Below are 13,469 nucleotides of genomic sequence, written 5' to 3'. Positions count from 1 at the left end.
TGGTATAAATTTCTTTACCGATGAAAAAATATAGATTGTCCATTCCGTTTATCACCTTTTCTTTTTTGATGGCATCTTGTCAAAGTTCTTCCGTAGCAGAAGAGCCATTGGAAAGTATTCTTCCTGAAAATTTTGAAACTCCCCCTACTATAGAAGATGTCTTTGCTCCCGATTATTGGGACGATGCACAATTGGTTTGGAGCGATGAATTCGATGGTACGGCACTTTCCGCTGAAAACTGGAAGCTTGAAACCGGGAATCACGGTTGGGGAAACAATGAACTTCAAAATTATATCAGCGAGGGCAATGTGGAAGTTGGCGATGGCACTTTAAAGATCATTGCCAAAAAAGAGACCTTTGATGGGAGTAATTATACTTCCGCGAGATTAAATAGCAAAAAGGAATTCAGGTATGGTAAAATGGAGATTCGCGCTAAAATTCCCGAGTATAAAGGAAAGGGAATTTGGCCGGCTCTTTGGATGTTGGGCTACGATATAAATTCCGTTGGATGGCCAGCCTGTGGCGAAATTGATATTATGGAATATGTGAGCTACAGCCCAAACGAGGTCCATTTTTCTATTCACAGTACAGCAAACAATCATGTAAAGGGCACCCAGATTACTTCTGGACCCGTACCAATGGAAACCATAGAGGAAGAATTTCACACCTATGGCGTCCTTTGGACGGATAAATACATGAAGTTCTATATAGACACTGCGGAAAACGTGCAACTGAACTTCATAAGACCGGCGAATTCCAATTCGGATAATTGGCCCTTTTCAAAGCCTTTTTATTTTTTGATGAATATTGCCGTAGGTGGAAATTGGGGCGGACTTGAAGGTGTGGACAACACTATTTTTCCAGCGGTTATGGAAGTAGATTATGTAAGGGTATATCAGAAATAATAGAATTACATGGCCGAACTTATAAGAATATATGAGGAGAACCCCAATCCCAGAGAGATTGCCAAGGTGGTACAGGTATTGCGAAAAGGGGGACTGGTTATATATCCTACGGATACGGTCTACGGTCTGGGTTGTGACATAACCAATTCAAGGGCCCTTGAAAAAATTGCCCGTATTAAGGGAATAAAATTGGCGAAGGCCAACTGGTCCTTTATTTGTGCGGATCTAAGCAATCTTTCCGATTATGCCCGACAAATTGATACGGCCACTTTTAAGATTCTAAAAAGGGCTTTACCCGGACCCTATACCTTTATTTTACCTGGGAACAACAACTTGCCCAAAGACTTTAAAAAGAAGAAGACCGTGGGAATACGGGTACCGGACAATAACATTGCCAGGGCCTTGGTACAAGGTTTGGGAAATCCCATTGTTTCAACTTCCATTCGGGATGATGATGATGTTTTGGAATACACTACGGATCCAGAACTGATCTATGAAAAGTGGGATAATTTGGTGGATGTTGTGATCGATGGAGGATATGGAGGGAATGTGGCCTCTACCATCATTGATTTGTCCACAGGCTTTCCAGAGGTCATCAGGGAAGGAAAAGGGGGTATTGATATTATTTAGGATATAACTTATAATATAAACCGACGAAATTGAGAAATGAGAAAAACAATACTAATTATCGGAATGGCTATAGCTATACTCACCGTAGTCTATAGTTTCTTTGGGATGGGCGATACGGGTCAGTTTTTTGGTTTTGAAGTAAATATTTGGGCCTATCGCCTTATTTGGACCGGGTTGTTCGTTTTGGTTTTATTCGATTATCTGAAAACGACGAAAAAATAAGGAATAAAAAAAGCGGCCCATTTGAGCCGCTTTTTAAATATACTTTGAAGGGAAGAATTATCTTCCACCATTGATAGCAGGATCTTTCATTCCCTCTTCGATCATGCTATAGAACTGATCGATTTTTGGAAGCACAACGATTCTTGTTCTTCTGTTCTTGGATTTCTCAGTTTGGGAAACAGGAACGTATTCAGCCCTACCCGCAGCGGTCATACGTTTGGGATCAACACCAAAATCGTTTTGCAGTATTCTAACTACCGCAGTAGCTCTTTTCACACTTAGGTCCCAGTTGTCCAACAAGACGCCACTTCTGTAAGGTACATCATCGGTATGGCCTTCTACCATAAACTCAAAATCAGGCTTGTTGTTAACTACTTTGGCTACTTTCCCAAGAACTTCCTTAGCTCTATTGGTTACGTTGTAGCTTCCGCTGCTGAATAATAGTTTATCGGAAATAGATACGAAAACAACACCTTTTTCTACGCTGATTTCAATATCCTCGTCATCCAAATTGCCCAAAACTCCTTTTAAGCTCTGTACCAAGGAAAGGTTTACTGAGTCCCTTCTGGTAATGGCATCGTTCAGCTTACGGATTGTTAGGTCTTTCTCTTTTAAACTCTCTAAGGATTTCTCTAAATTCTCGGCACCTTTGGTGGTCAAGGTCGTTAGGTTGCCCATGTTATTGATCAACTCCTGATTATTGGCTTTCAAAAAGGCATTTTGATCTTCCAAGGTTTGAAGCCTTGATGAGGCAGTGGCCTTTTCTTCCAAACAATCGTTCAACTTCACGGTTGCTGAATTCAATAAATCTTGGGTCTCTTTTTGTTTCGCCTCAAGATCGGCATATTTCTTCTGTGAAACACAGGAAGACAATAATAGCGTTACTCCAAGACAGCCTAAAACGATTTTTTTCATAATTGCTTACTATATTTAATGTTTGTTATTTACTTATTTACTTAAACGGAATCAAAATTATAGTTTTTGACAATCGTTTAAAGCGGTTATTAGTTAATCTTTTACTAAAATGTTAAAATTCTTTATTCCATTTACGAAGTAAGACCATACTATGGATTTAACAATATAATATTTTAATATGAATTTAGCTTTTTCACGCTTTTTGTACATACCCCTAAACTTACGATAAAAACTTAGATGTGCCCGTAATATGGCCCAACAATGCTTGAATCTGAATTGAATGACAAAGCGCATTGCAGCAATGCCATCCAATAACAACCGAACGGCAATAATACATAGTGCCTTTCTTCTTGGAAGATTTTTTGTTATTGAAAAAAGTGAATTCCTAAAGTTAAGATAGGTTTTTCTTGGGTTCATATTGCTCAATGTAGATCCACCAAGATGGTACACCTTGGAAGCACCCAAATAAAACACCTTGTATCCTTGGTTTTTGGCCCTCCAGCAAAAATCAACCTCTTCCTGATGCGCAAAGTAATCGGGGTCAAAGCCTTCCAATTTCCAATATACCTTGGAACGTACAAACATACAGGCACCTGTGGCCCAAAAAATTTCTCTCACATCATCGTACTGCCCTTGGTCTTTTTCAAGACTTTGGAAGATCCTTCCCCTACAAAACGGATATCCCAATTGGTCTATGAATCCTCCGGCCGCTCCCGCATACTCAAAATAATCCCTTTTTAATAGATCCAATATTTTTGGTTGGACAATGGCGGCATCGGAACGTTCAATGAAAAATTCGATAACGGGCGTAAGCCAGTCTTTTGAGACCTCTACATCGGAATTCAATAGACAGTAGATATCGGCCTGTACTTTTCTTAATGCATCGTTATAGCCTTTGGCGAATCCACCGTTCGCACTGTTTTGAACTATTTGGATGTTTGGATAATGCTGTTTTAGAAATTCGACGGAACCGTCAGTAGACGCATTATCGGCAACATAAATATCCGCAAGTCCTTCGGAATATTTTACGACCGATGGCAAATAGCGTTCCAGGAGCACCTCCCCGTTCCAATTAAGTATTACAATGGCAATCTTCAAAACGGTTGCAAATTAACGGCTAAATTCAGGAATCTCCTTTAAAAACTTATATTTTTCCTCCTGGAAATTCATTTGGCACATGTAATGTTCCAATCCATTGGTAACCATCAAATAGGAGGCATTTAGCTTAAAATTATATTGGGCAATTTGATCAAAGGTGGTTTGGGAAATGTTGATATGTGGCGCCTTACACTCGACCAATAAATGGATGGTTCCGTTAGGGTTAAAGATGACGATATCATACCTTTTCCTTAATCCGTTATAGATGATCTGTTTTTCAACGTTTATATGGCTTAGCGGATATTTTTTTTCCAGGGTTAGAAACGTAAGTACATGCTGCCTAACCCATTCTTCAGGTGTGAGCACCACAAACTTTTTGCGGACCATGTCAAAAATAAGGGCCGAATTTTGACTACTTTTGAACCTAAAGTCATACTTGGGAAAGTTAAGCGGCTGCATGGTACAAAATTGATGATTTTTTCCGAATGGACGAAGCACTACAAATCGTAAATGACATAAAGCAAGGAAATATAAAACCCATCTATTTCCTATTTGGGGAGGAAGCCTACTTTATTGACAAGATAGCATCCTATATAGCTGACAAGGTCTTAACGGAAGAGGAAAAGGGTTTCAACCAAATGGTCTTGTACGGAAGGGACGTTTCCGTAGAGGATATCGTTGGAAATGCAAAGCGGTTCCCCATGATGGCCGAAAGACAAGTCGTCATTGTCAAAGAGGCCCAGCATTTGTCCAGAACCATCGAAAATCTGAGCCCCTATGCCCAAAATCCCCAAATGAGCACGGTGCTGGTTTTCTGCTATAAATACAAGAAACTCGACAAAAGAAAAACCCTTTATAAGCTCATAAAGAAGAACGGCGTCGTCTTTGAGAGCAACAAACTTTATGAGAACCAAGTTTCTGAATGGTTGCGAAAAACCTTGGTTTCCGGTGGTTACTCCATTTCCCATAAGGCCGCCATTATGTTGGTTGAATATTTGGGCACGGATTTGGGAAGAATACACAATGAACTGGAAAAGCTAAAATTGGCCATTCCCCAAAAAAAAGAAATTACACCGGACGATATTGAACAATACATTGGAATAAGCAAGGATTACAACAATTTTGAACTAAAAAAGGCCATTGGTGAACGCAACATATTGAAGGCGACCAAAATTGTGAATTACTTTGCGCAGAATCCCAAGGACAATCCCTTTGTGCTTACCATAACGCTATTACATAGCTTTTTTGCACAATTATTGCAATACCATGGTCTAAATGACCACTCGCCCAAAAACGTGGCCAGTGTACTAAAAATCAATCCCTATTTTGTGGGTGAATATCAAACGGCGGCAAAAAACTTCCCCATGAAAAGGGTGAGCCAGATCATAGGTTGCCTGCGGGAGCTGGACCTTAAGGGAAAGGGTGTGAATGCTTCAAATATTGACCAAGCGGACCTCTTAAAGGAACTTTTGTATAAGATTCTTTGATTACTTCTTGTCAATACTGAATTTCCCAGGTCCCAATAATGCGATGGTAATGAACGCTACCAAGTATAACAATGCTTTTTCCTTTGTGCCAAAAGGATCTGCGGCATGTGCTATAAAACCTGCAACCGCCATAGTGATAGCTGTGGGTATAGCCGCAAAACGGGTCTTAAAACCAATAATTACTAGAATGGGGCAGATAAACTCTCCAATGACCGCAAGGAACAAAGATGGGGCGGCACCAATTCCAATGGGGTCACCAAACTCAAAGTTCCCAGTTATCAATTTTTGAAATTTAGGAAGACCATGGGTTATCATCATGGCAGAAACAGCAATTCTGAAAAAGGCAAGACCTATATCTTTCATTTGGGGGGAAATATTTTTATTTAGTTGATTAATTCATCTAAAGGTAGATAAATTATTTTTTCCGTAAAAGCATTTCCATATGGCTTATGAGCATATTGCAATTATCCCTGTTAAAATATAAAGGAGGCTTTATCTTCAATACATTATCCTCTGGGCCATCCGTTCCAATGAGTATATTGCTATTTCTCAATCCATTTTTTAGATAATGGGCACGTTTCTTATCAGGCTGGTTGTTTTCGTCTGTAATTTCCACTCCTAGGAACAGACCTTCGCCCCGCACATCGGACAGCTCTGGAAACCGTTTGCCTAAATCTGCCAAAAGACCTTTTAAATAAGATCCTGTTTGTTGGGCTTGCCCATCCAATTGCTCTTCCTGGATGACATCCAATACGGCCTCTCCAATTGCACAGGATACAGGATTGCCCCCAAATGAACTAAAAAATTCCAATCCGTTTTCAAAGCTTTGGGCAATTTCACGAGTGGTGATGACTGCGCCTATGGGATGCCCATTCCCCATGGGTTTTCCTAAAATCACAATATCGGGAATGACATCGTACATCTGAAAGCCCCAAAAGTACTTGCCTAGCCTTCCGAAGCCTACCTGGACTTCATCGCTAATGCATACCCCACCCTGCGCACGTATTTTTGGATAGATGTGCCTTAGGTAGTCTTTGGGTAGCGGTACCTGCCCTCCGCACCCAATAATAGGTTCCGCAATGAACGCACCAATTTCCGATCTATATTTTTCTATTTCTGACTGTGTTTTCACAACAAAATGTGTGCAGGCATCTGCTTCGGTATCAAAACCAGAACCAAAAATCTTGGGCATGGGCGCTTCCAGGATATATTCCTTTTTTCCCGCGCCTCCTTGGTGTTGGTATTTATAATGGCTGATATCTACACCCATGCGAGTATTGCCATGGTATCCATGTTCCATGACCATGATCTTGTTTTTTTGGGTATGTGTTTGGGCCAAGCGTATGGCCAGATCGCTTGCGGCACTTCCAGAATTCACAAAAAAGATCTTGTTCAGGGAATCAGGGAATTTCGACAACAATTTCTCGCTATAGGACTGTAGCTCGTTATATACATAGCGGGTGTTGGTGTTCAGCCTGGCGAATGTGCGCTGTCCGGCCTCTACAACTTTTGGGTGACAGTGCCCCACCAGCATGATATTGTTATAGGCATCCAAAATTGTGTTTCCTTTGGCATCGTACATATACTGGAACGCCGATCGCACCATATGTATGGGTTCCTTGTAACTTAGCGACAAGGAACTGCTTATGAAATTTTTTCTAAGTTCCAGCTGCTTTTCTAAGGTGTTCGTTGGTATTGGTGGAAAACCGGTAGCCTTTCTAAAGGCATTGTTCGCAGCTATTGGATGTATGGTGAGCCAACGGTGCAATAGTTTCCAAGCCGGTTTCTCGCTGACGATTATGTATTCTGAATTGGGATTTTGCTTTTTGGCATAGGCCGAATTGCAGACACTGGTGCACAAACGGGCGGATATCAAATAATAAAGAACGTCCAACTCTATTGTTTCAAGCGGCCTAATGGAGTGGTAGCCTTTAATAAGCGCGACGGCATACTCCATGGGATGTTCCTTTTCCATCATGTAGTAGGTGAGTGCCACAGCCAGTTCATTAATGCTCCAAGTGTAGCACATATCCCCAAAGTCTATAATGCCCGATATGGAATTGTTTCTGGTCAACACGTTCCATTCATTCGCATCGTTATGAACGATTCCCATTCGTAATCGCCCTTGCTGCGGAATTACATTTTCTTTAAACTGTAAAAAGAAATATTCCACCAAACTCCGATGCTTGGGGTCGGGAATATATGTTATGAGCTTTTCATTTTTGTAGAAATGCCGAAGATCCCAAGGCGTTTGCTTTGCCATGGTAGGGGCGTCGTACATAGGGATGGTTATGGTGTCCATTTCCGCCAAAAAAGCACCCAATTCATAGGCCAAGGTTGCACTATGGGAAATGTCGCCTAAAAATTCACCCTCAACATATGTCAGCAATCGGTATAGGGTATCATCTTCTTCTATCCAATAGGTTCCATTTTTCGATTTTAGGGGCAAAGGAAAATCGTATCGATGCAATTCTTGGAGCTGCATCAAAATGTTCGATTCCCCATCGATTTCAGCTTTATTGGAGGGGGTAGCTTCGTACACTTTCAGGACATAAGAATTGTCTTGCGATACAATTTTAAAATTTTGGCTTTCATATCCTTCCATGCCGGATATAGATGGTTTGGAAATATCAAAATGATGTTGAAGAACCTTTGCCATCGATTTTTGCCATTCCTCCATTGTGTACTGTTTAGATTGTCCTAATATTATATTCCGATTGGAAAGATACTAAAGAATATAGCCAATTTTAGATGGAGTTGCCATAATGGAATGACGAGTTGGTCGCTTTGTAAACGGACCACGGTTGGATAAAATTTTGGCATTTTAAATTATAGCAAACGTGGGAAATCCTGAGGATTCGCTTCGTTCATAATAGCATATACCTTTTCAAAAACGTCCTCCACATTGGGTTTGCTAAAATAATCGCCATCGCTGCCGTACGCAGGTCTGTGAGCCTTGGCAGTAAGGGTCTGGGGGGCACTGTCAAGATACCTGTACGCTCCCTGTTTTTCGATGATTTCCGTCAATAGGTACGAGGAACAGCCGCCGGGTACATCTTCATCGATGACCAATAATCGGTTAGTTTTTTGCACACTTTTTACCGTATCCGCATGAATATCAAAAGGCAGCAACGTTTGGGCATCAATAATTTCGGCATCGATACCTACTTCCAATAATTCCTTGGCTGCTTGCTCTACAATGCGTAGGGTGGAACCATAGGAGACTATTGTAATGTCTGAACCTTCCTTCACTTTTTCAACAACACCAATGGGTGTGCAGAATTCACCCAGGTTCGTAGGTTTACGTTCCTTTAAACGATATCCGTTGAGGCTTTCAATAACCAAGGCGGGTTCATCGCTTTTCATAAGGGTGTTATAGAAGCCTGCCGCCTGGGTCATATTTCTTGGGGCCAAGATATAAATACCCCGCAAAACATGGATCAATCCGCCCATTTCCGATCCTGAATGCCATATTCCTTCCAAACGATGACCGCGTGTTCTAATGATGAGAGGAGCCTTTTGCTTTCCATAGGTTCTATACAAAAGACTTGCCAGGTCGTCCGTTAAAGTGGCAAGTGCATAAAATATGTAATCCAGATATTGAATTTCCGCGATAGGACGTAAGCCTCTCAAGGCCATTCCTATACCCTGACCGATAATGGTGGTCTCCCTGATACCTGTATCGGCCACGCGAATTTTCCCATACTTGGCCTGTAACCCTTCTAGTCCCTGGTTCACATCGCCAATGGCCCCTGTGTCCTCACCAAAGACCAGCGCATGGGGATACTTTTCAAATAATTTATCAAAATTGTCCCGTAAAAGCACCCGACCATCTATTTTCTCTTCCTTTGAGGCATCATAGGAAGGTGGTATCGCCTTTATTTTGGTTGCCCTGTTGTCATTTTCACTGTAAAGATGGGAACTGAATTTGGGTTGCGATTCCAAAAGGAAATTGTTGAGCCAATTTGCCAAATTTTGACGTTCCTTGGAATTATCACCCAAGAGGTACCGTAAGGCCTTTCTGGCAGCTACGGCCAAATCCTTTTTAACGGGCTCGTCAACGGCTATAAGGTCATTCTTTATTTTTGATATAAAATTCTTGTTGGAACTTGAATTTGAGGCATCATTGAGCAACTGGACCAACGTCTTTTTTAAAGTTAGATGCTCCTGAAGATATTCCGTCCAAGCTTCTTTTTTGGCTTCACGAACGGTTCTTTTTATTTGCTTTTCCAGATTGGAAAGTTCTTCCTCATCGGCAATGCCAGATTCCAATATCCACTCCCTAAACCTTTTGTTACAATCGTTTTCACGCTCCCAGGTCAGGCGTTCATCATCTTTATACCTTTCGTGGGAACCCGATGTGGAATGCCCCTGTGGTTGCGTAAGTTCCGTTACATGGATGATGACGGGAACGTGCTCCTGCCTGGCAATATCGGCAGCATTTTCATATGTGTGCATCAAGGCGGTGTAGTCCCATCCTTTGACCTTGAGAATCTCGACACCTTTGTTGTTATCGTCCCTTTGGAATCCGGATAGCACCTTTGAAATATCCTCTTTTGTGGTGTGGTATTTCGCCGGAACGGAAATCCCGTACTCATCGTCCCAGATACTCAAGACCATGGGAACCTGCAATACCCCGGCCGCATTGATGGTTTCCCAGAACATTCCTTCACTGGTACTTGCATTGCCAATGGTGCCCCAGGCTACCTCGTTTCCATTGTCTGAAAATTTGGAGCTATCAAGACCATCCAGTTCCCTATACACTTTGGAGGCTTGCGCCAATCCTAACAACCTGGGCATCTGACCAGCGGTGCATGAAATGTCTGCGCTACTGTTTTTCTGTTTTGTAAGGTCTTTCCAGCTACCATCCTCGTTAAGGCTATAGGTACCAAAGTGTCCACCCATCTGTCTGCCAGCGCTCATGGGCTCTTTTTGGATATCTGTAGTGGCATAGAGTCCGTGAAAAAAGTCCTTGGGTTTTAGTAGGCCTATGGCCATCATGAAGGTTTGGTCCCGGTAATATCCACTTCTAAAATCACCATTTTGAAAGGATTTCGCCATGGCCAATTGGGGAAGTTCCTTTCCATCCCCAAAGATTCCGAATTTGGCCTTGCCCGTAAGCACCTCTTTTCTCCCAAGTAGGCTACAAGTCCTACTTAAAAAAGCAATTTTATAGTCATTTATAATCTGTTCCTTAAAATCTTCAAATGATATATCAGTGCTAGTTTTGGAAGAAACCTTCATGTATTTTTCGAATTTTCACAAAAATACCGAATTGAAATCGTTTTAGCAATCCGGTTTACGCATTATCCGTTGCGAAAATGTTATTTGAAATTGAATATTTTGTGAAATTCTCAGTAGAATTGGGCTAGGAGGGCAATTCATTGAAAATTCCCAATTCAAAACCATTTTCTTGTAAATAGGCCCGTCAGGGTTTTTGGACTTACAGTAATGATAAAACGTATTTTTTCACCGTAATCCGGTTGTGAAATTTCCCACCCGTTGTTGGAATACAAGGGAAAATAAAGTTCAAAATAATCCGTGACCAAATTAAGGCGCACACCGGAATCATATACAAACTTTTCACTGAGGCCATTGTTTTTAACTAATCCTGCGTCACCATACAATTCTATCCATTTCCACAGATTAAAGCTGGTATTTACGGTGGCCATCCAATTATCGGAAAACCGGTAACGCTCGTCCAAAAAGGACTTGAAACCTCCCTCCGCGATTATTATCTGTTGGCTGTAGATGCCGGTATCTTCTGAACGGCCCAAATAACTGTAATCGAACAAGTAATCCGTTGGGCGGTCCAGTGCAAAGCTGAAAAAATTGGAATTGGTATTATTGCTTAAGAACTTTCCGGCAAAAAATCTAAAATTAAATTGCCTATTGCTCTCGAACAATTTTCTGTATTCGTATTCAAAGGAAAGTTTGCTGAACTTTCCGGCCAATTGAAAGTCGAGGAACCACGATTTATAATCAAGAATATCGTTGTCCCTATTCAAGTATCGGATATTGAATACGCTGTAATCCGGGTTATCAGGGTCGTTGGCCAAGTCGATCAGACTTTCGTCAAAGTCCCTTAGAATGTTCACAAACCTAAATGATAAAACCTGTCTTTTATTGGAAATAAGGTCCTCGGGCCGCCATCCAAAGCTCAACGCGGGCGTTATGGAAGTATACCTGGAATTCACATTGAAGTGCGATGTGGAACCTCCCAAGGAATAATTGGCAACGTAGAGTCCGCTCTTGCTCAGGTATTTACGATAACTGAACTTTCCGTACCCTACAAAGGCGTTTTCTCTAAAGGAGTAGGAGGGGGCAAAATCATATATAAATGGGCGTTCCAACAGGGTTTTGTTGTAAAGCCGCATGCCCGGTACCCAACCATCGTAAATGTTGAAATTTAGGACTGGCACATAAAAAACCTGATTGTAATACGGGTTCTCCGAATCCTTGAAAAAAGTGAACTTTAATTTCTTGTTACTGGATAAAAAACCTTTCAGGGATTTCCAATTGTCCCGTTGGTTGAATTCCGGTATCTTTTGATCGTAATTGAGCACTAACCGATTTTCCTGGTTGTTGGGTATGGTAAAGGTTTCCAAGGACTCAATATCCTTGAACCAGTATTTGGAGACCACGGTGTCGTTTTTTAACCCAAACATACTTATGGGCACATTGGTTCCCTCCTTGTTCTTTATGGTTACCTCCAAGGAGTCTTGGGATTTATCAACCTTTTTTATCTTGAAATCTATCTTTCTGTCCGTTGATACGTATTCACTAAAAAACCAATTGATATCCTTTTCGGTGGATCTTTTTAGGATGGATTCAAAATCAAGGATCTTTACCTTATTTAATTGGTAATACTCAAAAAATGTCTTTATGCTCTGGTCTACTTTTTCCTTTCCAATATAATTTGCTAGGTAGGCCAATCCCAGTCCGGCCTTATATTTATTGGCAATTTTCTGGTTGAATTTGATCAAGGAATCGTTAGGGGTAGTGAGCGCTTGGTCCAAATTTTTCCGTGCCGTTAAATTGTACAGAAATGGATATTGTTCATTAAATTCCATTTTGGCCAAATTGAAACTTCTAACACCCCAGATACGCGAAAGGTTGCCCAACAATTTTTGATCGGGATAAAATTCATCAACATACTCGATCATGAGGTAGTTGGCAATGGCACTGTTGAGCCACTGTTCCTTTCTGGGGTTCAAAAACAAGGTCTCCTCAAGAATACCGTTCAGGGCCGTTTTTAAGAACTTCATTTCAAACTGAAACTTTTGTTCGTACGGTCTGATAAAGGAAGGTAGCTGATTGATGCCGTAAAGGGGGTCTTTGTTGTAGTCCAATTCACTTACCAATAGTTTTTCATGGGGATACTTTCCTAGTTTTCTCTCAATGAAATCCGTAATTCTGTTAATTGATATTCCTTGTTCTATAGGATCATATCTGGGTGCGGAAATGCTCGTCACCACTTTCATTTCCGGGGTAATGTGGGTCGTAAAGAGATTCTGGACCGTTAAGAAGATTTCAGCGCTTTTTTGATTTTCGGCAACAAGATTTACCCGCTGGCTATTGCCCATTTCCGTTCTATTGGCTTCCTTGAAATTGGAATTTAAAAAACGACCTTTTGGAAATGTAAAATCAATGGTGGTTTTGGTCATGTTGGTATACAGGTCTTCCAAATTCTTATTGGAGTACAGATGCCATTTTCCATCGTATACGGCGGGGGTTAGGTACCAATCCTTGAGGTAGTAATTGCCCTGGTTGTCGTACCCATAGTCCGTATATTTGTTAGGTGGAAGCTGGACTTTATAAGTAATGATTATTTTTACCGATTCCCGGGGCGGTAAAGGTTTGTTCAACCTGAATTTTATGATATCAAACTCATCTGTCCTTTCCCATTCAAGACCTTCATATTCTCCATCTACGGCACTGATGATGGTAGTATAGCCCCGTTCACTTTTTTTTGCAAAGTGCAGGCTTCTTTTGAATTCTTGGGCAAATCTTTTTGCTAGCCCCGTATTTTTGTTTGAGTAGGCATGTGCCCAGTCATTAAAATAAATGATTCCCAGGTTATAGTTGGAGTCGTTGTAGTAGTTGAACTCTTGCTTTATGTCCAACTCTTTGGTAAAATCATTTAGCTTCACGGTTAGATTCGTTTCGTATTGTGCATAGGCTACCCAGTTCGCCACACAACATAGCAAGG

11 protein-coding genes are annotated in these 13,469 nt (G+C 41.2%); 4 read left to right on the top strand and 7 right to left on the bottom strand.

Going from position 1 to position 13,469, the window contains the following annotated elements; genetic code table 11:
- Positions 1-20: 20 nt before the first annotated feature.
- The 3 genes from DZC72_RS13315 to DZC72_RS13305 are packed head-to-tail and all read left to right on the top strand — an operon-like array spanning position 21 to position 1,757.
- The gene (locus tag DZC72_RS13315) at positions 21-905 is read left to right on the top strand and encodes a glycoside hydrolase family 16 protein (protein ID WP_243641745.1); all 885 of its coding nucleotides are present in this window, start codon (positions 21-23) and stop codon (positions 903-905) included.
- 9 nt (positions 906-914) lie between these two features.
- Positions 915-1,535, top strand: coding sequence for an L-threonylcarbamoyladenylate synthase (locus DZC72_RS13310; RefSeq protein WP_125223397.1), 621 nt, complete (start codon positions 915-917; stop codon positions 1,533-1,535).
- A 36-nt stretch (positions 1,536-1,571) separates the two neighbouring features.
- Positions 1,572-1,757, top strand: coding sequence for a hypothetical protein (locus tag DZC72_RS13305; protein ID WP_125223396.1), 186 nt, complete (start codon positions 1,572-1,574; stop codon positions 1,755-1,757).
- A gap of 57 nt (positions 1,758-1,814) precedes the next feature.
- Here DZC72_RS13305 and DZC72_RS13300 read toward each other — a convergent pair whose 3' ends face one another.
- The 3 genes from DZC72_RS13300 to DZC72_RS13290 form a co-directional block, all read right to left on the bottom strand.
- On the bottom strand, positions 1,815-2,672 hold the full coding sequence (locus DZC72_RS13300; RefSeq protein WP_125223395.1) for an OmpA family protein: 858 nt from the start codon (positions 2,670-2,672) through the stop codon (positions 1,815-1,817).
- Positions 2,673-2,765: 93 nt separating this feature from the next.
- Positions 2,766-3,770, bottom strand: coding sequence for a glycosyltransferase family 2 protein (locus DZC72_RS13295; RefSeq protein ID WP_125223394.1), 1,005 nt, complete (start codon positions 3,768-3,770; stop codon positions 2,766-2,768).
- Between the two features lie 12 nt (positions 3,771-3,782).
- The gene (locus DZC72_RS13290; RefSeq protein ID WP_125223393.1) at positions 3,783-4,229 is read right to left on the bottom strand and encodes a type I restriction enzyme HsdR N-terminal domain-containing protein; all 447 of its coding nucleotides are present in this window, start codon (positions 4,227-4,229) and stop codon (positions 3,783-3,785) included.
- A 26-nt stretch (positions 4,230-4,255) separates the two neighbouring features.
- On the opposite strand from DZC72_RS13290, the gene holA reads away from it, so the two are divergent.
- Positions 4,256-5,257, top strand: a complete 1,002-nt coding sequence (gene holA, locus DZC72_RS13285; protein ID WP_125223392.1) for a DNA polymerase III subunit delta — start codon at positions 4,256-4,258, stop codon at positions 5,255-5,257.
- Here holA and DZC72_RS13280 read toward each other — a convergent pair whose 3' ends face one another.
- From DZC72_RS13280 to DZC72_RS13265, 4 genes are all read right to left on the bottom strand, one after another.
- Positions 5,258-5,620 carry a DoxX family protein gene (locus DZC72_RS13280; RefSeq protein WP_125223391.1) on the bottom strand — a complete coding sequence of 121 codons (363 nt, stop codon included), beginning with the start codon at positions 5,618-5,620 and terminating at the stop codon, positions 5,258-5,260.
- A 52-nt stretch (positions 5,621-5,672) separates the two neighbouring features.
- A complete protein-coding gene (locus DZC72_RS13275) occupies positions 5,673-7,937 on the bottom strand; it encodes an aminotransferase class III-fold pyridoxal phosphate-dependent enzyme (RefSeq protein WP_243641744.1) in 2,265 nt (754 codons plus the stop codon).
- A gap of 149 nt (positions 7,938-8,086) precedes the next feature.
- Positions 8,087-10,501 carry an alpha-ketoacid dehydrogenase subunit alpha/beta gene (locus DZC72_RS13270; protein ID WP_125223390.1) on the bottom strand — a complete coding sequence of 805 codons (2,415 nt, stop codon included), beginning with the start codon at positions 10,499-10,501 and terminating at the stop codon, positions 8,087-8,089.
- A gap of 155 nt (positions 10,502-10,656) precedes the next feature.
- Complete coding sequence (locus DZC72_RS13265; RefSeq protein WP_243641743.1) at positions 10,657-13,455, bottom strand: M1 family aminopeptidase; 2,799 nt, start codon at positions 13,453-13,455, stop codon at positions 10,657-10,659.
- Between the last annotated feature and the right edge of the window lie 14 nt (positions 13,456-13,469).

The organism is Maribacter algicola (genome assembly GCF_003933245.1).
GTDB classification, from domain to species: domain Bacteria; phylum Bacteroidota; class Bacteroidia; order Flavobacteriales; family Flavobacteriaceae; genus Maribacter; species Maribacter algicola.
The sequence above is the reverse complement of the archived record's forward strand: the minus strand, read 5'-3'. Positions and strand labels throughout refer to the sequence as shown.

Bases quoted from the DNA above. Each gene is read 5' to 3' on its own strand.
- holA (WP_125223392.1), top strand. From the start codon at position 4,256: ATGGACGAAGCACTACAAATCGTAAATGACATAAAGCAAGGAAATATA.
- DZC72_RS13280 (WP_125223391.1), bottom strand. From the start codon at position 5,620: ATGAAAGATATAGGTCTTGCCTTTTTCAGAATTGCTGTTTCTGCCATG.
- DZC72_RS13305 (WP_125223396.1), top strand. From the start codon at position 1,572: ATGAGAAAAACAATACTAATTATCGGAATGGCTATAGCTATACTCACC.
- DZC72_RS13275 (WP_243641744.1), bottom strand. From the start codon at position 7,937: ATGGAGGAATGGCAAAAATCGATGGCAAAGGTTCTTCAACATCATTTT.
- DZC72_RS13315 (WP_243641745.1), top strand. From the start codon at position 21: ATGAAAAAATATAGATTGTCCATTCCGTTTATCACCTTTTCTTTTTTG.
- DZC72_RS13310 (WP_125223397.1), top strand. From the start codon at position 915: ATGGCCGAACTTATAAGAATATATGAGGAGAACCCCAATCCCAGAGAG.
- DZC72_RS13270 (WP_125223390.1), bottom strand. From the start codon at position 10,501: ATGAAGGTTTCTTCCAAAACTAGCACTGATATATCATTTGAAGATTTT.
- DZC72_RS13300 (WP_125223395.1), bottom strand. From the start codon at position 2,672: ATGAAAAAAATCGTTTTAGGCTGTCTTGGAGTAACGCTATTATTGTCT.
- DZC72_RS13290 (WP_125223393.1), bottom strand. From the start codon at position 4,229: ATGCAGCCGCTTAACTTTCCCAAGTATGACTTTAGGTTCAAAAGTAGT.